The following is a 23,201-nucleotide window of genomic DNA, read 5'->3' as shown; positions in this document are numbered from 1 at the left end:
CGTCGTCGTCGGGTCCGGGATCAGCCGAACCAGATGCCGATCTCGCGCTCGGCGGACTCCGGGGAGTCGGAACCGTGCACGATGTTCTGCTGGACCTTCTCGCCCCAGTCCCGGCCGAGATCGCCGCGGATCGTGCCCGGCGCGGCGGTGGTCGGCTCGGTGGTCCCGGCCAGGGACCGGAAGCCCTCGATCACCCGGTGGCCCTCGACGACGGCGGCCACGACCGGGCCGCTGAGCATGAACTCGACGAGCGGCTCGAAGAACGGCTTGCCCCGGTGCTCCGCGTAGTGCTGCTCCAGCACGGAGCGCTCCGCGTGCAGCAGGCGCAGGTCGGCGAGGCGGTAGCCCTTCGCCTCGATCCGGGCGAGCACCTCGCCGGTGAGGCCGCGGGCCACGCCGTCGGGCTTGACGAGGACGAGGGTGCGTTCCGTGGTCATGGGGGTCCTTCCGAGGTGCGGGTCCAGGATGTCGGTGCCCAGCCTAGCCGTCCGGGTGCTCCCGCTCCCACTGCGCCTGGGCGGCGTCGCGGGCGGCGTTCTCCCGGTCCAGCCGCGCCCCGGTGCGCACGGCGTACCACCAGGCGAGCACGGACAGCCCGCCCACGAAGAACATCGTGGGGAGCACGAAGCCCGTGGCCAGGAACACGGCCTGCAGGACCCACCCGACGGTGTACCCCCAGGACCGGCCCAGGACGGCGGGCGCCAGTCCGAGGAGCAGGGCGAGCGCGATCCCGCCGGCCAGGATCGCCGTCCGGGCCCCGTCCCCGAGCTCGCGGCCGAGGACCCCGTAGGCGGTGAGCGCGGCGAAGAACGCGATGAACGCCTCCATGACCAGCACGGAGGAGGCGAACATCGTGCGGATCGACCTCCGCGGCCGGGGCTGCCCGGGGCGCCGGTCGCGCTGGGCTCTGGTCATGCGTGCCACGTGGGACGGGTCCTCTCCTGCGGGGGGTGCGGTCGGTGCGGGGCGCGGCGCACGGTCACAGCCCCAGCAGCGTGCGGGCCTCGCCGACCACGGTGATCGAGCCCGTGACCAGCACGGCGCCGTCGAACTCCGGGCGGGCGGCGGCGTCCTGGACGGCCTCGGTCATCGCGTCGTCGAGCTGGGGGACGGCGTGGACGACGTCCTCCGGGAAGCCGAGGTCCACGGCGAGCTCCGCGAGATCCTGCGGGTCCACCGCCCGGGGCGAGGAGGACCGGGTGAACCAGAACTCGGTGTGGAACTCCTCGTACTCGTCCAGCAGGACCCGCAGCATGGCCTCGGCGTCCTTCTCCTGGAGCACGCCCACCACGAGGTTGAGCTTCCCGAACGTGAAGGCCTCCTTGAGGGCGGCCGCCGCGGCCGTGAGCCCGTGCGGGTTGTGCGCGGCGTCGAGGACCACCGGGGGTGCCTTGCGGGCCAGCTCCAGCCGGCCCGGGGACTCGACGGCGCCCAGGCCGGTGCGGACCAGCTCGGGGTTGAGCTCCTTCACGCCGCCGCCCAGGAACGCCTCCACGGCGGCGACGGCGAGGGCGGCGTTCTCCGCCTGGTGGGCGCCGAACAGCGGCAGCAGGACCTCGGGATACCGGGCGGCCAGGCCCTGCAGGGTGAGGACCTGTCCGCCCACGGCCGTGGCGCGGGCCTCCACGCCGAACTCGACGCCGCCGAAGCGGAACGGGACGCCGAGCTCCCGGGCCCGGGAGAGGAGCACCTCCGCGGCCTCCGGGTCCTGCGCGGCGGAGACCAGGAACCCACCGGGCTTGAGGATCCCGGCCTTCTCCGTGGCGATCTCCCCGAGCGTGTCGCCGAGCATGTCCGTGTGGTCGAGGTCGACGGGCGTCACCACGGACACCGCGGCGTCCGCCACGTTCGTGGCGTCCCAGGACCCGCCGATGCCCACCTCGAGGACGACGACGTCGACCGGCGCGTCCGCGAAGACCGCGAACGCGAGCGCCGTGACGGTCTCGAAGTAGCTGAGCCGGGGCTCGCCCCGCTCGGCCAGCTCGGCGTCCACGAAGCCGAGGTAGGGGGCGATCTCGCCGTACACGCGCACGAAGGTCTCGTCGTCGACGGGCGCGCCGTCGACGCTGATCCGCTCGGTGACCCGGGAGAGGTGGGGGCTGGTGTATCGGCCCACCCGCAGGTCGTGGGCGAGCAGCAGGGCCTCCACCATCCGTGCGGTCGAGGTCTTGCCGTTGGTGCCGGTCAGGTGGATCACCGGGGCGGCGCGCTGCGGCTCGCCGAGGACCTCCATGGTCCGGCGCATCGCGTCCAGGCGCGGGGCCATCCGGTTCTCGGGGGCGCGCTCGAGCAGCCGGGCGTAGACCTCCTCGACGGTCGCCGCGCCGCCGGTCTCCGCGAACGGGGCGCTCATGCCTGCACCGCCCCGGCGTCGGCGGTGGCGCCGGGGGCGGCGCCGGCGGGACTCCCGGTCGGGGCGTCCACGACGGACACGGCCACGGCCGGTTCCCCCACGCGCAGCTCGAGCTCGGCGGACAGCGTCTCGCCGGCCACGAGCGCGCGGTTGGCCTCGAGCGCGGCGACCGTCCGCTCGTCGGCGGTGACGACGGTGCGGATCCGGTCGGAGACCTGGAGGGCGGCGTCCTTGCGGGCCTGCTGGATGGCCCGGACCATGTCCCGGGCGGTGCCCTCGGCCTCGAGCTCGGGGGTGAGCTCGGTGTCGAGGACGAGGAAGCCGCCGCCGGGCAGGACGGCCACGGCACGGGAACCGGCCGCGGCGTCCTCCGCCACGACGGTCTCGAGCTCGTACTCGCCCTCCTGCAGCGCCGTTCCGCCGGCGGTGACGGTGCCGTCCTCCGCGGTGGACCAGTCCCCCGCCTTGGCGGCCCTGATGACGGTCTGCACGCCCTTGCCCAGGCGCGGGCCCGCGGCGCGGGCGTTGACCTTGAGCTGCTGGGAGATGCCGAACTGCTCCGCGGACGCCTCGTCGGCGTCGAGCAGGGTCACCGACCTGAGGTTCAGCTCGTCCGCGACGATGCGCTCGAAGGTGCCCGCGAGCTCACCGCCGCCGGGCACCACCACGGTCATGCCGGCCAGCGGCTGGCGCACGCGCAGCTGGTGGGCCTTGCGCAGGGCGGAACCGGCCGAGCAGATGCTGCGGGTCGTCTCCATCCTCGCCACCAGGTCTGTCTCGGCGGGGAACAGCGACGCGTCCGGCCAGTCGGTCAGGTGCACCGAGCGCCCGGCGGTCAGCCCGCGCCAGATCTCCTCCGTGACCAGGGGCAGCAGCGGGGCGGCCACCCGGCAGACGGTCTCCAGGCAGGTGTACAGGACGTCGAAGGCGACCGTGTCCTCGTCGAAGAACCGGTCCCGGGAGCGGCGCACGTACCAGTTGGTCAGGGTGTCCATGTAGGAGCGCAGGCGTTCCGCGGCCCCGGAGACGTCGTAGCGGTCGAAGGCGTCCTGCACGTCCGTCACGAGCCGGCCGGTCGCGGCCAGCACGAAGCGGTCCATCACGTTCCCCGACTCGTGGCGGGTGCGCGCCTCGTAGCCGGCGCCGCCGTTCGCGGCGTTCGTGTAGAGGCCGAAGAAGTGGTAGACGTTCCACAGCGGCAGCATCATCTGGCGCACGCCGTCGCGGATGCTCTGCTCGGTGACCACCAGGTTCCCGCCGCGCAGAATGGGGCTGGACATCAGGAACCAGCGCATCGCGTCCGCGCCGTCCCGGTCCAGGACCTCGTTGACGTCCGGGTAGTTGCGCAGGGACTTCGACATCTTCTGCCCGTCCGAGCCCAGCACGATGCCGTGGCTGATGACGTTGCGGAACGCGGGGCGGTCGAACAGCGCGGTGGCCAGGATGTGCAGCGTGTAGAACCAGCCGCGGGTCTGGCCGATGTACTCCACGATGAAGTCGCCCGGGTTGTGGGTCTCGAACCACTCCCGGTTCTCCATCGGGTAGTGCACCTGCGCGTAGGGCATGGACCCGGAGTCGAACCAGACGTCGAGCACCTCGGGGACGCGGCGCATCGTGGCGCGGCCGGTCGGGTCGTCGGGGTTCGGCCGGGTCAGCTCGTCGATCCACGGCCGGTGCAGGTCGACCTCGCCGCGGTCGTTCACCGGGAGCCGGCCGAAGTCGGCCTCCAGCTCCGCGAGGGAGCCGTAGACGTCGCGGCGGGGGTGCTCGGGGTCGTCGGACTCCCACACGGGGATGGGCGTGCCCCAGTACCGGTTGCGGGAGATCGACCAGTCGCGGGCGTTCTCCAGCCACTTGCCGAACTGGCCGTGCTTGACGTTCTCCGGGATCCAGGTGATCTGCTGGTTGAGCTCGACCATCCGCTCCTTGATCCGGGTGACCTCCACGAACCAGGAGGACACGGCGCGGTAGATCAGCGGGTTCCGGCAGCGCCAGCAGTGCGGGTACGGGTGCTCGTAGCTGGCCTCCCGGACCAGCCGGCCCTGGGCCCTGAGGTCCCGGACCACCGTGCGGGCCACGTCCTTGTCGAAGACGTTGCGCCCGGCGATGCCGGCCAGGGGCGCGCCGGGGGCGAGCCGCTCGTCCTCGAAGAGCCGGTAGAACACCCCGGACTCGTCGAGGGAGAGCACCACGGGGATGTCGTAGCGGGCGCAGACGTTCTGGTCGTCCTCGCCGTAGGCGGGCGCCTGGTGCACCAGCCCGGTGCCGTCGGTCGTGGTGACGTAGTCGGCCACGACGAACTGCCAGGACGTGCCCGTGCCGAAGCGCTCGGCGTCGGCGAAGTAGTCCCACAGCCGCTCGTAGCGCAGCCCCTCGAGGTCCGCCCCGCGGTGCCGTGCGGTCACGGCCGCGGCCGCGGCCGCCGCCGGGTCCTCGGCCCCGCCCCAGCCGAGGTCCTTTGCGTAGGCGCCCAGCAGCTCCTCGGCGACCAGGAAGCGGCGACCCGCGAGCTCGCCGGCGCCGGGGACCACGGCGTAGACGATGTCGGGGCCCACGGCGATCGCCTGGTTGGTCGGCAGCGTCCAGGGCGTGGTGGTCCAGGCGAGGGCCTCCACCCCGGCGAGCTCGGCGGCCAGCTCGGGCCGGACCGCCCACGAGGCGTCGTCGAGCACGGGGAACGTGACGGTCACCGTCTGGTCCTGGCGGTCCTGGTAGACGTCGTCGTCCATCCGCAGCTCGTGGTTGGACAGCGGGGTCTCGTCCTTCCAGCAGTAGGGCAGGACGCGGTAGCCGGAGTAGACGAGGCCCTTGTCGTCGAGGGCCTTGAACGCCGCGATCACGGACTCCATGTAGTCCGGGTTGAGGGTCTTGTAGTCGTTGTCGAAGTCGACCCAGCGGGCCTGGCGGGTGACGTAGTCCTGCCACTCGGAGGCGTACTTCATCACGGAGGACCGGCAGGCGTCGTTGAACGCCGCGACGCCCATCCGCTCGATCTCCTGCTTGTCCGCCATCCCGAGCTGCTTCATCGCCTCGAGCTCGGCGGGCAGGCCGTGGGTGTCCCAGCCGAAGCGGCGCTCCACCCGGCGGCCCTGCTGGGTCTGGTAGCGGGCCACGAGGTCCTTGACGTAGCCGGTCAGGAGGTGCCCGTAGTGCGGCAGGCCGTTGGCGAAGGGCGGGCCGTCGTAGAAGACGAACTCGTTGGAGCCGTCCCGGCCGGGGTCGCGCTGTTCCACGCTGGCCTGGAACGTGCGGTCCTGCGCCCAGTAGGCGAGGACGCGCTCCTCGACGGCCGGGAACGCGGGCGCCGCGGGCACGCCGCGGGCCGCGGGGTCGGTGGTCGCCTTGGGGTAGACGGGCTGGTCTGACACGGGGTCCATCCTCGTTCTGACGTCGGTGCTGCTCGTGCGGGTCAGGGTGCAAGGACGCTGCCGGCCGGTCGCCCGGGGCGGAACGCGGTACCACCTCGCTTGCGCCCCGGCCCCCCTGGGGGGACGCGGGGGCGCCGCTCGTGACTGCTGTGACGGGCTTACCCGTTCGGCTCTACTGGGGCGCTCCCCGTGGCGGGGCGGGCCTGTTCTTCCGAAGACTCCCCGGTGATGGCCGGATCGACGCCGTGATGACTGCTCCCATCTTAACCCACCGGGAGCGCGCCGAGGTCGCGGCTGTCGGCGACCCGGCGGGCCGCGGTGGCCGACCGCCGCGACCTCGGCGGAAGGAGCTCGCGACCTCGGCGGGGAGAGCTACTGGTCGCGGATCAGCTTGTGCGGGGCCGCCTGGGCGACCGGTTTGATGGTCACGGTGTCGAGGTCCACGTGGTGGGGCAGGTTCACCGCGAAGGCGCACACCTGGGCGACGTCCTCGGAGGTGAGGGGCTTGTCCACGCCCGCGTAGACCTTCTCCGCCGCCGCCTGGTCCCCGCCGAGGCGGTTGAGGGAGAACTCCGGCGTCTGCACGAGGCCCGGGGCGATCTCGACGACGCGCACGTTGTGCTCGGCCTCCTCGAGCCGCAGCGCCTCCGTCATGGCCCGCTCGGCGAACTTCGCGGCGTTGTAGCCGCCGCCGCCCTCGTAGGCCCGGTGCGCCGCGAGGGACGTGAGGTTCAGGACGGTGCCCTCGCCGTTCGCGCGCAGCGCGGGGAGGAAGGCGCGGGTCAGGCGCATCGTGCCGAGCACGTTGACCTGGTACATCCACTCCCAGTCCTCGGTGCTGGCGTCGGCCACGCGGTCCGTGCCGCGGGCGCCGCCGGAGATGTTGAGCAGCGCGTCCACGCGGCCCTGCTCCTCCAGCACCCGGTCCCGGAGGGCCTCGACGTCGGCGTCCGAGGTGATGTCGCACGGCGCGGCGACGGCCCCGGTCTCCCGGGCCAGCGCCTCGAGCCGTTCGGCGCGGCGGGCCACCGCGTAGACGGTCCAGCCGGTCCGGCGCAGCTCGCGCGCCGTGGCCTCCCCGATGCCGGTCGACGCGCCGGTGACGACGGCGACCTTGCCGGTGTGCGTGTACGAGCTCTGCTGATCGGTCATGGGCCCCACGCTAGCCGGGCACCGGGCGCCGCCCAAGCAACCGGACGCCGCCACCGGGACGTCGGGGCGCGCGCCGGGGCTCGTGAGAGACTGGTCGGCATGGCTGACAACACGCAGGGCACAGACACGCCCGGAACCGCACCGGAGACCACGCCCGTGACCACGCCCGTGACCACGCCCGTGACCGTTCCCGACAGGCCGGCGCTGGAGGGGCTGGAGCAGAAGTACGCGCAGAAGTGGCGCGAGGAGGGCACCTTCGCCTTCGACGAGGACACGACCCGTGAGCAGGTCTACTCGATCGACACTCCCCCACCGACCGCGTCCGGCTCCCTGCACGTCGGCCACATGTTCTCCTACACGCAGACCGACGTGATCGCCCGCTTCCAGCGGATGAGCGGCAAGAACGTCTTCTATCCGCTGGGCTGGGACGACAACGGCCTGCCCACCGAGCGCCGCGTGCAGAACTACTACGGCGTGCGCTGCGACCCCACGAGGCCCTACGTCGAGGGCTACCGCCCGCCGGAGCAGCCCGCGAAGAACCAGCGCGACTGGGACGTGGTCTCCCGCAAGAACTTCATCGAGCTCTGCGAGGAGCTGGCCGTCGAGGACGAAAAGGTCTTCGAGCGCCTGTTCTCCACCCTGGGACTGTCCGTGGACTGGACCCGCACCTACCGCACCATCGACGCCCGCTCCCGGGCCGTCTCCCAGCGGGCCTTCCTCCAGGACCTCGCGGCCGGCAACGCCTACATGGCCGAGGCCCCCACCCTGTGGGACGTCACCTTCCGCACCGCCGTCGCCCAGGCCGAGCTCGAGGACCGGGAGCGCGAGGGCACCTACCACCGGGTGGCCTTCCGCCGTCCCGGCGGCGAGCCGGTGCACATCGAGACCACCCGTCCCGAGCTGCTGCCCGCGTGCGTGGCCCTCGTGGCCCACCCGGACGACGAGCGCTACCAGCCGCTGTTCGGCACCACGGTGCGCTCCCCGCTGTTCGACGTGGAGGTCGAGGTGCGGGCGCACCCGCTGGCCAAGCCGGACAAGGGCTCCGGGATCGCCATGATCTGCACCTTCGGCGACCTCACCGACGTCACGTGGTGGCGGGAGCTGGACCTCCCGACCCGGGCGCTGATCGGCCGTGACGGCCGTTTCGCGAGCGAGACGCCCGAGTGGATCGCCTCGGGCGCCCCGGCCGAGCGCTACGCCGAGGTGGCCGGCAGGACGGTGTTCTCGGCCCAGCAGGCGGTCGTGGACATGCTCCGCGCGTCCGGGGACCTGGACGGCGAGCCCCGGAAGGTCATGCACCCGGTGAACTTCTACGAGAAGGGCGACAAGCCCCTGGAGGTCGTCACCTCCCGCCAGTGGTACCTCCGCAACGGCGGCCGCGACGCCGACCGGCGCGAGGCGCTGATCGGGCGCGGGCGTGAGATGGACTGGCACCCCGCGTTCATGCGCTCCCGGTACGAGAACTGGATCGAGGGCCTGCACGGCGACTGGCTGATCTCCCGCCAGCGCTTCTTCGGGGTGCCGTTCCCGGTCTGGTACCCGCTCGACGCCGACGGCAACCCGGACTACGACGCCCCCGTCCTGCCCGCCCTCGACCAGCTGCCCGTGGACCCCGCCGCCGACCCCGCCCCCGGCTTCGACGAGTCCCAGCGGGACCAGCCGCACGGCTTCACGGGCGACCCGGACGTGCTCGACACCTGGGCCACGTCCTCGCTGACCCCCCAGATCGCCACCGGCTGGGCGTTCGACGAGCAGCTGCACGCCAACACCTTCCCGATGGACCTCCGGCCCCAGGGCCACGACATCATCAGGACCTGGCTGTTCTCCACGGTGGTGCGCTCCGAGTCGCTGGCCGGCACGGTGCCCTGGACCAACACCGCGCTCTCCGGGTGGATCCTCGACCCGGACCGCAAGAAGATGTCCAAGTCGAAGGGCAACGTGGTGGTCCCCACAGAGGTGCTTGAGAACTACGGGGCCGACGCGGTGCGCTACTGGGCCGCCTCCGCCCGCCTGGGCGCGGACACCGCCTACGACGAGGGGCAGATGAAGATCGGCCGCCGGCTGGCCATCAAGCTGCTCAACGCCTCGAAGTTCGTCCTCGCCCAGGGCGTCACGGAGTCCTCCGTGCTCGGCGCCGGGGCGTCCGCGGACGTGGTGACCGACGCGGTCGACCGGGCGCTGCTCGCCCAGCTGGCTACGGTCGTGGAGCGCGCCGGCCAGGCGTTCCGGGACTACGAGTACGCCCGGGCCCTGCAGCTCACCGAGCAGTTCTTCTGGACCTTCACCGACGACTACGTCGAGCTCGTGAAGGACCGCGCGTACGGGTCCCGCGGGGAGGCCGCGCAGGCGTCCGTGCACGCCGCGCTCGCCACGACCCTCGACGCGCTGCTGCGCCTCTTCGCGCCCGTCCTGCCGTTCGCCACGGACGAGGTGTGGTCCTGGTGGCGCTCCGGCTCCGTGCACCGGGCGTCGTGGCCGGGCGTCGAGGGCTTCGCGGACGCCGTGACCGACGCCGACCCGGAGGTGCTCACGACCGTGGGCGAGGCCCTCTCCGGGCTGCGCAAGGCCAAGTCGGAGGCCAAGGTCAAGCAGCGCACCGCGGTGCGCTCGGCGACCATCACGGCCGCCGCCGAGGACGTCGCCCGGCTCGAGGCGGGACTGGGCGACCTCAAGGCCGCCGGCAACGCCGCCGAGCTCGTGCTCGTCGCCGGGCCCGAGGGCCTGGCCGTGCGCGACGTCGAGCTGATCCCCGCCGAGGAGCCGGCCCGGTAGCGCCGGCCCGGCACGCAGCACGAGGGCCCGGCCGCCGCGGCGGCCGGGCCCTCGTCGCGTCCGGTGCTCCGGACCCGTCCGGGGACGGGTCAGGAGAAGACCGGGCCCTGCTCCCGTCCGCGCTTGAGCTCGTAGAAGCCGGGGTAGGAGGCCAAGGCCAGGGAACCGTCCCAGATCCGCGCGGCGTCCTCCCCCGTCGGGGCGGGGGTGAAGACCGGCCCGAAGAAGCCGACGCCGTTGACCGCGATGCACGGGGTGCCGATGTCCTCGCCGGCGACCGCCCGGGCGGCGTCCGTGGAGGCGCGCAGCGCGTCGTCGAACTCGGTGGAGTCCTTGGCCGCCGCGAGCTCCGCGGGCAGGCCGGTCTCCTCGAGCGACTCGTGGATGATCTGCTCCAGGTCCTCCACCCCGCCGGGGTGTCGCCGGGTGCCCATCGCGTCGTAGAGCTTCTTCAGGTACTCGTCACCGTGGGCGCGGGCCGCCGCCTCGACCACGCGCACCAGCCACATCGACTTCTGCTGGCCGTGGTGGTGGTTGTCGGCGTTGTCCTCGTTGAGGATGCCCAGCGAGATGATCCGCCAGTCCACCTCGACGTCGCGCAGGCGCTCGACCTCCTCCATCCATCGGGAGGTCATCCAGGCCCAGGGGCACAGGGGGTCGAACCAGAACTCCACCTTGTCCGTCATCAGGTTCCTCTCGTGCGGGCGTCCGCCGGGGGTGGCGGACGCGTCATCGAGTAGAAGCCACGGCTCAGGCGGTTTTGTTCCGGCTCTGCTCCTCGCGGATCATCTCGTGGGTGATGATCTCCGGCTCGGCCTGCTTGGCCACGGCCTCCGCGGTGACCAGCACGGCGGCGATGTCGTCCCGGCTGGGGAGCTCGAACATGACGGGCTGGAGCACGTCCTCGAGGATCGCGCGCAGACCGCGGGCGCCCGTGCCCCGCTGGATCGCGAGCTCGGCGACGGCGGTCAGCGCCTCGGGGTCGAACGTCAGCTCGACGCCGTCCAGCTGGAACATCTTCTTGTACTGCTTCACGAGCGCGTTGCGCGGCTCGGTGAGGATGCGGGTGAGATCGGCCACCGACAGCTCGCGCAGCGTGGTCACCACGGGCAGGCGGCCGATGAGCTCGGGGATCAGGCCGAACTTCAGCAGGTCCTCCGGCATGACGTCCGCCATCACCTCGTGGCGCGGCCCGCTCTGCTTGAGCTCCGCGCCGAAGCCGATGCTCGTGCGCCCGGCCCGGGAGTCCACGATGTCCTCGAGGCCCGCGAAGGCGCCCGCGACGATGAACAGGACGTTGGTGGTGTCGATCTGGATGAACTCCTGCTGCGGGTGCTTGCGTCCGCCCTGCGGGGGCACCGACGCCACCGTGCCCTCGAGGATCTTCAGCAGCGCCTGCTGCACGCCCTCGCCGGAGACGTCACGGGTGATCGAGGGGTTCTCGGACTTGCGCGAGATCTTGTCGATCTCGTCGATGTAGATGATGCCCGTCTCGGCCCGCTTGACGTCGTAGTCCGCGGCCTGGATGAGCTTGAGCAGGATGTTCTCGACGTCCTCGCCCACGTAGCCGGCCTCCGTGAGGGAGGTGGCGTCCGCGACCGCGAAGGGCACGTCGAGCTTGCGGGCCAGCGACTGCGCCAGGTACGTCTTGCCGGAGCCGGTGGGCCCGACCAGCAGGATGTTGGACTTGGCGATCTCGACGTCCTCGTCACCGGCCGCCGTGGCCAGGGACAGGGGCTTGCCGTTCTCACCGGCCCGGACCCGCTTGTAGTGGTTGTACACGGCCACGGCCAGCGCGCGCTTGGCGGTCTCCTGGCCGATCACGTACTGGTGGAGGTGCTGGTAGATCTCGTGGGGCGTGGGGAGCTCCTGCTGCTCGAGGTCCTTGACCTCGCTCAGCTCCTCCTCGATGATCTCGTTGCACAGCTCGATGCACTCGTCGCAGATGTACACGCGCGGGCCCGCGATGAGCTTGCGGACCTGCTTCTGGCTCTTGCCGCAGAAGGAGCACTTGAGCAGATCCGCGGTCTCGCCGATGCGCGCCATGTAACAGTCCTCTGGTCGGGGTACGGGAATCCTCGTCCAGGATAGGCGAGGACGGGTCCCCGCCCCAACACCAGGGCGCCCCGGTGCGCCGCGACCGGTCGGGTCGCAGTGCACCGGGGCGCTGGGGGAGAGCTGCGGCGGGTCGCCCGGGTCAGGAGGTGACGGTCGCGGGCTTGTGGATCTTCCGGGACTCCAGGACGTGGTCCACGATCCCGTACTCCTTGGCGGCGGACGCGGTGAGGATCTTGTCGCGCTCGATGTCGCGGTTGACCTCCTCGGCGGTCTTGCCGGAGTGCAGGGCCAGGGTCTCCTCCAGCCACTCGCGCATGCGCATGATCTCGTTGGCCTGGATCTCGATGTCCGAGGCCTGGCCCCCGCCCTGGCCGGACATGGCCGGCTGGTGGATCAGCACGCGGGCGTTCGGCAGGGCCAGGCGCTTGCCCGGGGTGCCGCCGGCGAGCAGCACCGCCGCCGCGGACGCGGCCTGCCCGAGGCAGACCGTCTGGACCTCGGGGCGGATGAACTGCATCGTGTCGTAGATCGCGGTCATCGCGGTGAACGACCCGCCCGGGGAGTTGATGTACATCGTGATGTCCCGGTCGGCGTCCTGCGCCTCGAGCACGAGCAGCTGCGCCATGACGTCGTCCGCCGAGGCGTCGTCGACCTGGACGCCCAGGAAGATGATCCGGTCCTCGAACAGCTTGGTGTACGGGTTCTGCCGGCGGTACCCGTAGGGGGTGCGCTCCTCGAAGTCGGGGAGCACGTAGCGGCTGGTGGGCATGGCGGCCGCGGAACCGGCCGTGGACGAAGGTCCGTGGGTGAAGGTCATGGTTGAGTTCCTCGGAGGTCTGTTAGAGCGTGCCTGATGAAGTGGTGGGACCGCCGAGGTCCTACTCCTGGTCCTTCATGGTCCCGCCGCCGCCGGTCATGGACCCGGCCGAGCTGGCGATGTGGTCGAAGAAGCCGTACTCGAGGCCGCGCTGGGCGTCGAACCAGTTGTCGCGGTCGTTGTCCCGGAGGATCGTCTCCAGGGACTGGCCGGTCTGCTCGGCGGTGAGCTCCGCGAGGCGCTGCTTCATCGACAGGATCAGCTCCGCCTGCACCCGGATGTCCGAGGCGGTGCCGCCCATGCCGCCGGAGGGCTGGTGCATGAGGATCCGGGCGTTCGGGGTGGAGTAGCGCTTGCCCTTGGTGCCCGAGGAGAGCAGGAACTGGCCCATCGACGCGGCCAGGCCGGTGGCCACGGTCACGACGTCGTTGGGGATGAGCTGCATGGTGTCGTAGATCGCCATGCCGGCGGTGACGGACCCGCCCGGGGAGTTGATGTACAGGAAGATGTCCGCCTGCGGGTCCTCGGCCGAGAGCAGCAGCATCTGCGAGCAGATGAGGTTCGCGTTGTCGTCGCGCACCTCGGAGCCCAGCCAGATGATGCGCTCCTTGAGCAGCCGGTTGTAGACGTAGTCGTCCTGGCCGCCCATGGGGCCGCCGCCCTGCAGGCGCGGTCCGGTGGAGGTTGCGTGGGTCGAGCCGAACGGCGACTCGTGAGCGGAGGTCATGTAACAGTGCCTCTTTCGTCCGTGTGGTCCGGTGATCTCTGAACAGAACACTAGTGCCCGCCCCGGGTCCCGGCCGGTCCCCGTCCGGGTTGTTCGCTGATGGCGCATGGTCGGGCCCGCGGGCCCCGACGGACGAAGGCGCCGTCGCCCCGAGGGGACGGCGGCGCCTTCGGAAGGCCTCTCAGGACATCACTGGGCGGAGTCCGGGGAGTCGGCCGACTCGGCCGACTCGGCCGACTCCGGGGAGTCGGCGGACTCCGCGGACTCGGGCGAGTCCGCGGACTCCTCCTCGGTGCCCGGGGTCGGGGCCGCGGTGGTCTCCTCGGGCTCGATCTCCTCGGCGGGCTCCCCCGCCTGCTCCTCGCCCTGCGGGCGCACGAACTCGGAGAGGTCCACCGTGTTGCCCTCGGTGTCGGTGACCGTCGCGTACTCCAGGACCTTGGCCAGGGCCTTGCGGCGGCGCACCTCGCCCACCATCAGACCGGCCTGGCCCGAGGAGTCCAGCAGCTGGGCGAACTGGTTCGGGTCCATGCCGTACTGCTGGGACATGTTGATGATGTAGTCGATCAGCTCGGACTGCTCGACGCCGATCTCCTCGGCCTCGGCGACCGCGTCGAGCACGATCTCGTTGCGGAACGCGTCCTCGGCGTTCTTCTGGACCTCGGCCCGGTGGTCCGCGGTGTCGTGGTCGGCCTCGGCCTGCGGGTTGTCGAAGTGCTGGGCGATCTGCTCGTCGATCACGGCCTGCGGCACGGGGATCTCCACGAGGGCCAGCAGCTTCTCCAGGACCTTGTCACGGGCCTCGACGCCCTGCTCCACCACGGTGCCCTCGGCGGCCTGCTTCTTCAGGTCCTCCTTGAGCTCCTCGATGGTGTCGAACTCGGAGGCCAGCTGGGCGAACTCGTCGTCGGCCTCGGGCAGCTCGCGCTCCTTGACCGCGGTGACCTTGACCTTGACGGTCGCGTCCTCACCGCTGTGCTCGCCGCCGGCGAGCTTGGTCTCGAAGGTGGCGTCCTCGTCGGCGGAGAGACCGGTGATGGCCTCGTCCATGCCGTCGAGCATCGTGCCGGCGCCCACCTGGTAGGACAGGTCGTTGGCGGCGTCGACCTCCTCGCCGTCGACCAGGGCCTGCAGGTCGAGGGTGACGAAGTCGCCCTCGACGGCGGGACGGTCCACGGTCTTCAGGGTGCCGAAGCGCCCGCGCAGCTCGTCGAGGGCCTTCTGCTCGTCCTCGGCGGAGGCCTCGCGGGCCTCCACCTCGACCTCGAGGCCCTTGTAGTCGGGCAGCTCGATCTCGGGGCGCACGGCCACGTCGATCTCGACCTTGATGTCGGCCTCGCGGTTCGCCTCGTCCGGCTTGGCGAGGACCTCGACCTGGGGCTGGGTCAGCGGGGTGATCTCGTTCTCCGCCAGCGCCTGCTGGAAGAAGGTGTTCAGGCCCTCGTTGAGCGCGTTCTCGACGACGAAGTCGAAGCCCACGCGCTGCTCGATCAGCCGGGCCGGAACCTTGCCGCGGCGGAAGCCGGGGACCTGGATCTGGTTGGCGAGCGAGGTGTAGGTCTGGTCGATGAACGGCTTCAGTTCCGCGAACGGGACGTCCACCACGATCTTGACCTGGGTGGGGTTGAGTTTCTCGACGGCGCTCTTCACTTCCGCTGCACTCCTGAGTGGTAGGTCGGTTGGGTCTTCCGGTGCCGTTCTCCGGCCCGGGACAGTCGGGAAGGCGGCTGCCCGGCAGGACCGGGCAGCCGCTCCAACGTCGGGGCGACAGGACTCGAACCTGCGATCTCCTGCTCCCAAAGCAGGCGCGCTAGCCACTACGCTACGCCCCGGTACCTGCAGCCTCGGCTGCAACGACTGTGGTCCGGTGCACGAGCACGGACCACCGGCGAGTCTACCGGCTGGGTGGACGGGGCCGCACCTCGGCCCGCCGTACCCCGCTCCGCCCGGTTCGCGCACGCTCCCCCGGGCCGCGCACCGTGGGGCCGCCGGACCGCCGGGATTTGACACCGCGCGCGCCGGACCGGTTAATGGGAATGGCCTCGACAGAGCGCTCTGCGGGGATGTAGCTCAATGGTAGAGCCTCAGTCTTCCAAACTGATTACGCGGGTTCGATTCCCGTCATCCCCTCTCCGTGCACGTTCGCCCCGGTCCCTCGGACCGGGGCGAACGTCGTTCCCCGGCCGTGGGACCACCGGCGACGGGGCTCGGCGCGTCCCACCGGACCAGCCCGACGACCCGCCACACCGCGCCCCGGTCCTCGTGCACGGGGCGCAGCCCGTGCTCCTGCAGGACGGCGAGCATGGCCGCCGGGGAGTGCACGTAGGCGCGGAAGGGCGTCCCGGACGCGCGGAGACCGAGGTTCTCCAGGGCGGCGAGCACCCGGAGGAGGAGGTGGCCGGGCGGGTGGCTGAACACCAACAGGCGCGTCGCACGGCCCGCGGCGGCACCCAGGAGCCGTGCGTGGTCGGGGTAGCAGCACACCACCCGGTGCAGCACCACGACGTCGTGCGGGGCGACCGCCTCCGGGTCCGCCGCGATGTCCAGCTGCCGCCGCTCCACGCGGGCAGACACGCCGGCGGCCGCGGCCAGCTCCGCGGCGTCGGCCTCGTAGGAGTCCACGAGCTCCAGGTTCGTGGTCCGCGCGGCGCCCCGGCGCAGCAGCTCGAGCTGGATCGCGCCCACGCCGCCGCCGATCTCCAGCACGCTGGTCCCCTCCAGATCCTGGGTGGCGAGGAGCTCCACGACACGCCGGGAGGCACGGTCGAGTCCTCGCCGCCGGTACCGGCGGGCGAGGCGGCGTGCGAAGCGGGGGCCGAAGACGCGCTGGTAGCCGGCCGCGCCGCAGCAACTGGACATGGCTCCAGGCTACGCCGCGGCCCCGGGCACGGTCAGCGCTGGCAGGACGGGCACCAGTAGAGCGTGCGCCCCTCCAGCTCCCCCGCGACCACGGGCGTCCCGCACCGGCGGCACGGCAGGCCCTGGCGCTTGTAGACGAGGTGGGCGTGCTCGGGCCACGCCTGCGCCTCCTCGATCCCCGGACGGTCGGCCGGGTCGGTCGTCACGATCCGGCCCAGCCGCACGCCGGTGCGCATGAGGGCCGCGTTCTCCGCCCACAGCTCCCGCAGCACGGGCTCGTCGAGGGCACGCCCCGGCGTCATGGGGTCCAGTCCGCGGCGGAAGAGCGACTCCGCCCGGAAGATGTTGCCCACCCCGGCCAGGACGGCCTGGTCCATGAGCAGCGCGCCCACCGGGCGGCGGCTGCGCCCCACCGCTGCCGTGAAGGACGCGGGGTCCGCGTCCGGGTCGAGCGGGTCCGGGCCCAGCCTCGCCCGGGCCGCCTCGGCCTCGGCGGAGCTCTCGAGCACGCACAGCGACGGCCCGCGCAGATCGGCCCAGCCCTCGGCCCCGACCAGCCGCACGCGCACCGCCCCCACCGGCGCCGGCGGGACCAGCGGGCCGGTGGGTGCGTCGTCGTCGTCCTCGTGCACCTCCCGCTCACCGATCCGGCGCGGCGCCCCGATCGAGGAGGCGCCGCGGAAGCGGTCGGTGCCGCCGAAGCTCCACGCGCCGTAGAGGCCGAGGTGCGAGCGCAGGACGCGGTCCCCGGCGAAGTCGAGGAACAGCTGCTTGCCGTGGGCCCGCGCCCCCTCGAGCTCGGCGCCGTCCAGGGCGGCCGCCCCGCCGGCGAAGCGCCCCTGCGGGGAGCTCACGGACAGGGCCTGTCCCACGAAGCAGTCGGCGAACTGGCGGGCGAGGCGGTGGACCGAGTGGCCCTCCGGCACTCAGGCCTCCCGGGCGGCCGGGAACTCGCGCGGGCGCAGGTCCTCGAGCTTGCCGGCGACCGTGCCGGTGGACTCGTACTCGCCGATCTGCGCGATCCGGCGCTCGTGGCGCTCGTCGCCGGAGAAGGGCTCCGCGAGGAACGCCCGGACGATCGCCAGCGCCTCCTCCTGGGAGTGCTGGCGGCCGCCGACCGCCACGACCTGGGCGTCGTTGTGCTGGCGCGCGAGCCGGGCGGTGTCCAGGTTCCAGGCCAGGGCGGCGCGGATGCCCTCGACCTTGTTCGCGGCGATCTGCTCGCCGTTGCCCGACCCGCCCAGGACGATCCCGAGGGAGTCGAGCCCCGCGTCCCGGTCCGCCCGGACGGCGCGCGCTGCGCTGATGCAGAACGCGGGGTAGTCGTCGAGGGCGTCGTACTCGGCGGGGCCGTGGTCGACGAGGTCGTAGCCGGCGGCGACGAGCTCCTCGACCAGGTAGCGGGAGAGGTCCAGGCCGGCGTGGTCGGTGGCGATGTGGACGCGCATGGGCGGCGTGCTCCTGGGGTTCGCGTGGAACGGGGCGGGATCGTGGCGGAGGGCCCGCGGAGGCGGACCGGCCGCCCTCCAGCGTAGTGCGTCGCCGCGGCGGGCGCCGAGGACACCGCAGGGCCTCCCGGGGCGGCCGGGAGCCGGCTGACATAATGGGACGATCCCCTGCGGCCCACCGGTCGCGGACGCCCCGACCACGACGCGACCACGACCCCGACCCCGACCCCGACCCCGACGAGAGGACGGCACTGAAGTGCCCGGAACCAACCTGACCCGCCAGGAGGCGGCCGCGCGGGCCGAGACCGTGGCGGTGGACGCCTACGAGGTGGTCCTCGACCTGACCCGCGGCGAGCGCCTCTTCCGCTCCACGACCACCGTGCGTTTCCGCGCGAGCCCGGGCGCCACGACGTTCATCGACGCGATCACCGACGCGGTGCACTCCGTGGTGCTCAACGGCGTGGAGCTCGACCCGGCCGAGGTCTCGGACGGCGTGCGGATCCAACTGCCCGGCCTCGCCCGGGACAACGTGCTGACGGTCGAGGCGGACTGCCGGTACATGAACACCGGCGAGGGCCTGCACCGGTTCGTGGACCCGGTCGACGACGAGGTCTACCTCTACACCCAGTTCGAGGTGGCGGACACCCGGCGGGTGTTCGCCGTGTTCGAGCAGCCGGACCTGAAGGCACGCTTCGCGTTCACGGTCACGGCCCCCGCGCACTGGACGGTGGTCTCCACCCAGCCCACCCCGGAGCCGGTCCCCGCCGGGGACGGCGCCGCCACCTGGTCCTTCGCCCCCACCCCGGTGGTCCCCTGCTACGTCACGTCGCTGATCGCCGGCCCGTACGCGTCCGTGCACGACGAGCTCACCAGCGCCGACGGCCGCACGATCCCCCTGGGCCTGTACGCCCGCCGCTCGCTCATGGAGCACGTCGAGGCGGAGGAGATGTTCGGGATCACCAAGCAGGGCTTCGAGTTCTTCGAGGCGCAGTTCGGGGTGCCCTACCCGTTCGAGAAGTACGACCAGCTGTTCGTCCCGCAGTTCAACGCGGGTGCCATGGAGAACGCCGGCGCGGTGACCTTCGTGGAGCTCTACGTCTTCCGCTCCCGGCCCACGCAGGCCCGGGTGGAGCGGCGGGCCATCACGGTCCTGCACGAGCTGGCGCACATGTGGTTCGGCGACTTCGTGACCATGCGCTGGTGGAACGACCTGTGGCTCAACGAGTCCTTCGCCGAGTTCATGTCCACCCTCGCCGCGGCGGAGAACACCCGGTACACGGACGCGTGGACCACGTTCGCCGCCGGGGAGAAGTCCTGGGGCTACGAGCAGGACCAGCTGCCCACCACGCACCCCATCAAGGCCGAGATCCGCGACCTCGAGGACGTGCTGGTGAACTTCGACGGCATCACCTACGCCAAGGGCGCCTCGGTGCTCAAGCAGCTGGTGGCCTGGGTGGGCCAGGAGCAGTTCATGGCCGGGCTGAACCGGTACTTCCGGGAGCACGCGTGGGGCAGCACCGAGCTGCGCGACCTCATGGTCCGGCTCGAAGAGGCCAGCGGCCGGGACCTCGACCAGTGGGCCGCGAAGTGGCTCGAGACCGCCGGCGTGAACACGCTGGCCCCGGTCCTCGAGACGGACCAGGACGGGATCATCCGCGCCTTCAGGATCCAGCAGACCGCGCCCGAGGAGCACCCCACGCTGCGCCCGCATCGCCTGGCCGTGGGCTTCTACGACCACGACGGGGAGCAGGGCAAGCTCGTACGCACGCACCGGGTCGAGCTCGACGTCGACGGCCCGTCCACGGAGGTGCCGCAGCTGGTGGGCCGGGAGCTGCCGGACCTCGTGCTGCTCAACGACGACGACCTCGCCTACGCCAAGATCCGCCTCGACGAGTGCTCCCTGGACACCGCCCTCACCCACCTGAAGAACTTCGAGGACACGCTCCCGCGCGCCCTCGTCCAGGCGTCCGTGTGGGACGGCGTGCACGACGGCGAGACGCCCGCCCGCCGCTACGTGGAGCTCGTGCTCGGCAACATCGCCCACGAGACGGCCTCGACCGGCATCCAGGTGCAGCTGCGCCAGCTGGACACGGTGCTCGACGGCTACGTGGCCGAGCCCCTGCGCGAGTCCACCGTGCACGCCGCCGCCGACCGGCTCCGCCGGCTCACCGAGGAGGCGGCGGCCGGTTCCGACCAGCAGCTGCAGTTCCTCCGGGCCTTCGCCCGGCACGCCCGCACCGCGGAGCAGCTGGACGTCCTCGAGCAGCTCCTCGACGGGCGGCGCTCCCTGGAGGGCCTGGCGCTGGACACCGACCTGCGCTGGAGCCTGCTGACCGCGCTGTGCGCCGGCGGACGCGCCGGCGACGCGGAGGTGGACAGGATGCTCGCGCAGGACAACACCGAGAACGGCGCGATCGCGGCCGCCCGCGCCCGGGCCTCGATCCCCACCGCCGAGGCCAAGGCCCGGGCCTGGCAGCAGATCATGGTGGACGGGTCGCTGCCCAACTCGATCCAGGACGCGGCGATCGACGGGTTCCGTACGGCCGCCGACACCTCGCTGCTGGCCCCCTGGGCCGAGCAGTACTTCGCGGCGATCCCCGACGTGTGGCGCACCCGCACCCACGAGCTCGCCCAGCAGATCGCGACCGGCATGTACCCGAACATCCCCGCCCAGGAGACGGTCGACGCCGCGGACGCCTTCCTCGCCGGCCTGCCCGAGGACCTGCACGGGCTCCGCCGGCTGGTGCTCGAGCAGCGCGACGCGACCGCCCGCGCGGTGCGCGCGCAGGCCGTGGACGCCGCCTACGAGGTGGCGCGCGCATGAGCGGCGAGCAGCAGCGACCCGGTCCGGGCGGGCGCGGGTCCGGCGAGCCCGGCACCACGCCTCCGGCCGGCCAGGACCCGCGCACCGACCCCGCCGCCGCGGCCCCGCCCGGGGCGCGGTCGTTCGCGGTCGGGGCGCCCCTGTCCCAGCTGCGCCGCCCCGTGCCGCAGGTCGGCGACGAGCGCGAGCAGGCCGAGGCGGGCACGGCGTCGTCGTTCTACGACCAGGTGGGCGGCCACGAGACGTTCGTGAAGCTCGTGCACGAGTTCTACGCCCGGGTGGCCGAGGACGAGCGGTTCCGGGCGCTCTACCCGGAGGACGACCTCGGCCCCGCCGAGGAGCGGCTGCGGATGTTCCTCGAGCAGTACTGGGGCGGGCCGACCACCTACTCGGAGCAGCGCGGGCACCCGCGGCTGCGGATGCGGCACATGCCGTTCCCCGTGGACACGTGGGCGCGCGAGACCTGGCTGACGCACATGCGCGCGGCCCTGGACACCCTGGAGCTCTCCCCGCTGCACGACGGGATCATCTGGGACTACTTCGACCGCGCCGCCCACGCCATGATCAACCGGCCCGGCTGAGGCGCCCCCGGCGCCGAGCTCAGCGCTTGGCCAGGACGTGACCGCCAGGAGTGCTCAGGCGCACCCAGCGGCCGTTCTCCGCGACGGCGACCTGCGCGCCCGGGCGCAGGAACCCGAGCGAGTACGCGGCGAACGCCGCGCCGTCCGGCAGCGGCGCCCCGGTCAGGCGCCCCGCGAGGGGCTCCGCCCACCCGGAGGAGCGGCCCCAGACCTGCGAGCGCACGGTGTCGACGACGGCGGCACCCGCGTCCGTGGGCACGGCCCGGGCGACCTCGGCGATCCCGGCCCGGGCGGCGTCCCGCAGCGCGTCACCGGCGACGGACCCCACCGGGACCCAGCCGCTCAGGGGCGGAGCGATGCCCGGCCACGAGACGTTCGCGTCCGTGGGGGGCAGGCCCACCTCCGTGGCGTCCTGGTCCTGGCGCGGCATCCGGTCGAGGACCCCGCCGAGCGGGACGGTGACGTCCAGGGCCTGCTCCTCGGCCAGCGCGGCGGTGCGCAGACCCAGGACCGTGGGCGTGGTGTCGAGCAGGCCGTGGGGCTCGAGCACGCACACGTAGACCCCGAGGGCGCGCCCGCGCGCCTGGAAGCGCACCGCGCCCTGGGGGTCGACCCCGCGGGCCCGGGACAGGTAGGTCCGCAGGTCGGCGACGTCCCGCGGATCCGTCAGGGGAAGGGACCGGCTCACGGGGCTCAGGCCTCGGCCGGCGCGGGCCGGCGGGCGAAGCGGGTCGGGGCGTCCGACCACTGCTCGAGCAGGCTCCGCTGGGTGTCGTCGAGGCGCACGGGCCGTCCGGAGTCGCGGTCGATGACCACGACGACCGTCTGGGCCACGGCGTAGACCCGGGAGCCGTCCTCCTCCTGGACCGCGTAGTCCAGCACGAAGCTCGACCCGCCCACGGCGGAGACCCACACGCGCACGGACACCGGCTCGGCGCGGTAGAGCAGCTGCTCCGTGTACTCGACCTCCTGCCGGCCGATCACGGTCATGCGGTCCCCCAGCAGGGTGCGGAACGTGGCGCCCTCCGGGACACCGCCGGCGGCGCCGCCGGGCAGCGGCCGGGCCATGAGCCGGACCCGGGCGTCCTCGAGGTACTGGAGCATGGTGACGTTGTTGACGTGACCGTAGCTGTCGATGTCGCCGAAGCGCATCTGGATGGGGATCAGCAGCGAAGACATGCCCCCCATCCCATCACACCGGGGCGCGCCCCGGCGCGACCGGCTGCGTGGCTAGAGTGAAGGCCATGACCTACAGCCCGATCCCGGACCCCACACAGGCGCTGCTCGACATGCTCGACCTCGCGGACGGGGGTGGCGCGCGCACACTCGAGGACATCTACGTGGGCCACTCCATCTCCCCCGCGCGCGGCCGGGTCTACGGCGGGCAGGTCCTGGCGCAGGCCGCGACCGCCGCCATGCGCACCGTGGAGCCGGAGCGGATCATCCACTCCCTGCACGCGTACTTCCTGCGCGCCGGGGACGTGTCCCAGCCGATCACCTTCGGGGTGGAGCGGATCCGGGACGGGCGGTCCTTCTCCGCCCGCCGCGTGCACGCCTACCAGGACGGGCGCGCCATCCTCTCGGCCATCGCGTCCTTCCAGGTCCCGGCCCAGGGCCTGGACCACCAGGACGAGTCGCCCCAGAACCTGCCCGACCCCGAGTCCCTGCCGAGCGCCGTGGAGCTGCTGGGCCACGTCGACGCCCCCGAGGCGCAGGCGATCGCCCACGAGCGGCCCTTCGACATGCGCTACATCACGGAGCCGATCTACTTCAAGCCGGACTCCCGGGGGGAGCCGTTCAACGCGGTGTGGATCAAGACCCTCAAACCGCTGCCGGACGACCCGAACATCCACCGAGCGGCGCTCGCCTACGCCAGCGACTACACGCTGCTCGAGCCGATCCTGCGCCTGCACGGCAGGACGTGGATCGAGCCCGGCATGAACATCGCCTCGCTCGACCACGCGATGTGGTGGCACCGGGAGACCCGCGCGGACGAGTGGCTGCTCTACGTGCAGTCCTCCCCCAATGCCTCCTCGGCCCGCGGCCTCGGCGTGGGCCGGATGTTCTCCCGGGACGGCCGGCTCGTCGCCACGACCGCCCAGGAGGGCATGATGCGCTTCCCGGAGTTCTCCTAGCGGCACCGGCGCGCGCCGGTCCAGTGCGCGCCGGTCCAGTGCGCGCCGGTCCAGTGCGCGCCGGTCCAGTGCGCGCCGGTCCAGTGCGCGCCGGTCCAGTGCGCGCC

The 23,201-nt window shown here is 72.5% G+C and carries 19 protein-coding genes and 2 tRNA genes; 5 read left to right on the top strand and 16 right to left on the bottom strand.

Annotated elements, in window-relative coordinates; translation table 11 throughout:
- Nucleotides 1-20: 20 nt before the first annotated feature.
- The 5 genes from ndk to ACYVM4_RS16560 form a co-directional block, all read right to left on the bottom strand.
- Nucleotides 21-437, bottom strand: a complete 417-nt coding sequence (ndk, locus tag ACYVM4_RS16580; protein ID WP_368819956.1) for a nucleoside-diphosphate kinase — start codon at nucleotides 435-437, stop codon at nucleotides 21-23.
- Nucleotides 438-480: 43 nt separating this feature from the next.
- Complete coding sequence (locus tag ACYVM4_RS16575) at nucleotides 481-915, bottom strand: DUF4233 domain-containing protein (RefSeq protein ID WP_368819955.1); 435 nt, start codon at nucleotides 913-915, stop codon at nucleotides 481-483.
- 64 nt (nucleotides 916-979) lie between these two features.
- Entirely contained in the window at nucleotides 980-2,353 is a 1,374-nt protein-coding gene (locus ACYVM4_RS16570) for a bifunctional folylpolyglutamate synthase/dihydrofolate synthase (RefSeq protein WP_368819954.1), read from the bottom strand.
- Nucleotides 2,350-5,721: an isoleucine--tRNA ligase gene (ileS, locus tag ACYVM4_RS16565; RefSeq protein ID WP_460669245.1), complete on the bottom strand. Its 3,372-nt coding sequence runs from the start codon at nucleotides 5,719-5,721 to the stop codon at nucleotides 2,350-2,352. Before ileS ends, ACYVM4_RS16570 begins: the two co-directional genes overlap by 4 nt.
- A 372-nt stretch (nucleotides 5,722-6,093) precedes the next feature.
- Nucleotides 6,094-6,873, bottom strand: a complete 780-nt coding sequence (locus ACYVM4_RS16560) for an SDR family oxidoreductase (protein WP_368819952.1) — start codon at nucleotides 6,871-6,873, stop codon at nucleotides 6,094-6,096.
- Between the two features lie 99 nt (nucleotides 6,874-6,972).
- Here ACYVM4_RS16560 and valS point away from each other — a divergent pair, with 99 nt between their 5' ends.
- A complete protein-coding gene (valS, locus tag ACYVM4_RS16555; RefSeq protein WP_460669244.1) occupies nucleotides 6,973-9,645 on the top strand; it encodes a valine--tRNA ligase in 2,673 nt (890 codons plus the stop codon).
- A gap of 89 nt (nucleotides 9,646-9,734) precedes the next feature.
- Here valS and ACYVM4_RS16550 read toward each other — a convergent pair whose 3' ends face one another.
- The 6 genes from ACYVM4_RS16550 to ACYVM4_RS16525 form a co-directional block, all read right to left on the bottom strand.
- A complete protein-coding gene (locus ACYVM4_RS16550) occupies nucleotides 9,735-10,331 on the bottom strand; it encodes a DsbA family oxidoreductase (RefSeq protein ID WP_368819950.1) in 597 nt (198 codons plus the stop codon).
- 64 nt (nucleotides 10,332-10,395) lie between these two features.
- Nucleotides 10,396-11,691: an ATP-dependent Clp protease ATP-binding subunit ClpX gene (gene clpX, locus ACYVM4_RS16545; protein ID WP_368819949.1), complete on the bottom strand. Its 1,296-nt coding sequence runs from the start codon at nucleotides 11,689-11,691 to the stop codon at nucleotides 10,396-10,398.
- 151 nt (nucleotides 11,692-11,842) lie between these two features.
- Nucleotides 11,843-12,520 (bottom strand): ATP-dependent Clp protease proteolytic subunit, encoded by a 678-nt coding sequence (locus tag ACYVM4_RS16540; RefSeq protein WP_368819948.1) that lies wholly within the window; start codon nucleotides 12,518-12,520, stop codon nucleotides 11,843-11,845.
- Between the two features lie 61 nt (nucleotides 12,521-12,581).
- On the bottom strand, nucleotides 12,582-13,247 hold the full coding sequence (locus ACYVM4_RS16535) for an ATP-dependent Clp protease proteolytic subunit (RefSeq protein WP_017834584.1): 666 nt from the start codon (nucleotides 13,245-13,247) through the stop codon (nucleotides 12,582-12,584).
- 189 nt (nucleotides 13,248-13,436) lie between these two features.
- Nucleotides 13,437-14,897, bottom strand: a complete 1,461-nt coding sequence (gene tig / locus ACYVM4_RS16530) for a trigger factor (RefSeq protein WP_460669243.1) — start codon at nucleotides 14,895-14,897, stop codon at nucleotides 13,437-13,439.
- Between the two features lie 109 nt (nucleotides 14,898-15,006).
- Nucleotides 15,007-15,079 (bottom strand) — tRNA-Pro (locus tag ACYVM4_RS16525).
- Between the two features lie 227 nt (nucleotides 15,080-15,306).
- Here ACYVM4_RS16525 and ACYVM4_RS16520 point away from each other — a divergent pair.
- Nucleotides 15,307-15,377, top strand: a tRNA-Gly gene (locus tag ACYVM4_RS16520).
- On the opposite strand, the gene ACYVM4_RS16515 is transcribed toward ACYVM4_RS16520, so the two are convergent.
- Genes ACYVM4_RS16515 through ACYVM4_RS16505 form a run of 3 tightly spaced genes read right to left on the bottom strand, consistent with a single transcriptional unit; the run spans nucleotide 15,369 to nucleotide 17,554 of the window.
- A complete protein-coding gene (locus tag ACYVM4_RS16515) occupies nucleotides 15,369-16,106 on the bottom strand; it encodes a methyltransferase domain-containing protein (RefSeq protein WP_460669242.1) in 738 nt (245 codons plus the stop codon). The two genes, ACYVM4_RS16520 and ACYVM4_RS16515, sit on opposite strands and share 9 nt — an antisense overlap.
- 32 nt (nucleotides 16,107-16,138) lie before the next feature.
- Nucleotides 16,139-17,032 carry an Fpg/Nei family DNA glycosylase gene (locus ACYVM4_RS16510; protein WP_460669241.1) on the bottom strand — a complete coding sequence of 298 codons (894 nt, stop codon included), beginning with the start codon at nucleotides 17,030-17,032 and terminating at the stop codon, nucleotides 16,139-16,141.
- Nucleotides 17,033-17,554 carry a ribose-5-phosphate isomerase gene (locus tag ACYVM4_RS16505; protein WP_460669240.1) on the bottom strand — a complete coding sequence of 174 codons (522 nt, stop codon included), beginning with the start codon at nucleotides 17,552-17,554 and terminating at the stop codon, nucleotides 17,033-17,035.
- A gap of 256 nt (nucleotides 17,555-17,810) precedes the next feature.
- Here ACYVM4_RS16505 and pepN point away from each other — a divergent pair, with 256 nt between their 5' ends.
- The gene (gene pepN / locus ACYVM4_RS16500) at nucleotides 17,811-20,378 is read left to right on the top strand and encodes an aminopeptidase N (protein WP_460669239.1); all 2,568 of its coding nucleotides are present in this window, start codon (nucleotides 17,811-17,813) and stop codon (nucleotides 20,376-20,378) included.
- Between the two features lie 149 nt (nucleotides 20,379-20,527).
- Nucleotides 20,528-20,959 (top strand): globin, encoded by a 432-nt coding sequence (locus tag ACYVM4_RS16495; RefSeq protein WP_255219494.1) that lies wholly within the window; start codon nucleotides 20,528-20,530, stop codon nucleotides 20,957-20,959.
- 19 nt (nucleotides 20,960-20,978) lie between these two features.
- On the opposite strand, the gene ACYVM4_RS16490 is transcribed toward ACYVM4_RS16495, so the two are convergent.
- Both ACYVM4_RS16490 and ACYVM4_RS16485 read right to left on the bottom strand, forming a co-directional pair.
- A complete protein-coding gene (locus ACYVM4_RS16490) occupies nucleotides 20,979-21,647 on the bottom strand; it encodes a hypothetical protein (protein ID WP_368819942.1) in 669 nt (222 codons plus the stop codon).
- A gap of 5 nt (nucleotides 21,648-21,652) precedes the next feature.
- Nucleotides 21,653-22,138: an acyl-CoA thioesterase gene (locus ACYVM4_RS16485; RefSeq protein WP_460669238.1), complete on the bottom strand. Its 486-nt coding sequence runs from the start codon at nucleotides 22,136-22,138 to the stop codon at nucleotides 21,653-21,655.
- Nucleotides 22,139-22,203: 65 nt separating this feature from the next.
- Here ACYVM4_RS16485 and ACYVM4_RS16480 point away from each other — a divergent pair, with 65 nt between their 5' ends.
- Nucleotides 22,204-23,094: an acyl-CoA thioesterase gene (locus ACYVM4_RS16480; RefSeq protein ID WP_368819939.1), complete on the top strand. Its 891-nt coding sequence runs from the start codon at nucleotides 22,204-22,206 to the stop codon at nucleotides 23,092-23,094.
- Nucleotides 23,095-23,201 lie beyond the last annotated feature (107 nt).

Source organism: Kocuria himachalensis (assembly GCF_054784195.1).
This window is presented reverse-complemented; position numbering and strand designations above follow the sequence as displayed.

Bases quoted from the DNA above. Each gene is read 5' to 3' on its own strand.
- ndk (WP_368819956.1), bottom strand. From the start codon at position 437: ATGACCACGGAACGCACCCTCGTCCTCGTCAAGCCCGACGGCGTGGCC.
- ACYVM4_RS16575 (WP_368819955.1), bottom strand. From the start codon at position 915: ATGACCAGAGCCCAGCGCGACCGGCGCCCCGGGCAGCCCCGGCCGCGG.
- ACYVM4_RS16570 (WP_368819954.1), bottom strand. From the start codon at position 2,353: ATGAGCGCCCCGTTCGCGGAGACCGGCGGCGCGGCGACCGTCGAGGAG.
- ACYVM4_RS16560 (WP_368819952.1), bottom strand. From the start codon at position 6,873: ATGACCGATCAGCAGAGCTCGTACACGCACACCGGCAAGGTCGCCGTC.
- valS (WP_460669244.1), top strand. From the start codon at position 6,973: ATGGCTGACAACACGCAGGGCACAGACACGCCCGGAACCGCACCGGAG.
- ACYVM4_RS16550 (WP_368819950.1), bottom strand. From the start codon at position 10,331: ATGACGGACAAGGTGGAGTTCTGGTTCGACCCCCTGTGCCCCTGGGCC.
- clpX (WP_368819949.1), bottom strand. From the start codon at position 11,691: ATGGCGCGCATCGGCGAGACCGCGGATCTGCTCAAGTGCTCCTTCTGC.
- ACYVM4_RS16540 (WP_368819948.1), bottom strand. From the start codon at position 12,520: ATGACCTTCACCCACGGACCTTCGTCCACGGCCGGTTCCGCGGCCGCC.
- ACYVM4_RS16535 (WP_017834584.1), bottom strand. From the start codon at position 13,247: ATGACCTCCGCTCACGAGTCGCCGTTCGGCTCGACCCACGCAACCTCC.
- ACYVM4_RS16515 (WP_460669242.1), bottom strand. From the start codon at position 16,106: ATGTCCAGTTGCTGCGGCGCGGCCGGCTACCAGCGCGTCTTCGGCCCC.
- ACYVM4_RS16505 (WP_460669240.1), bottom strand. From the start codon at position 17,554: ATGCGCGTCCACATCGCCACCGACCACGCCGGCCTGGACCTCTCCCGC.
- ACYVM4_RS16485 (WP_460669238.1), bottom strand. From the start codon at position 22,138: ATGTCTTCGCTGCTGATCCCCATCCAGATGCGCTTCGGCGACATCGAC.
- ACYVM4_RS16480 (WP_368819939.1), top strand. From the start codon at position 22,204: ATGACCTACAGCCCGATCCCGGACCCCACACAGGCGCTGCTCGACATG.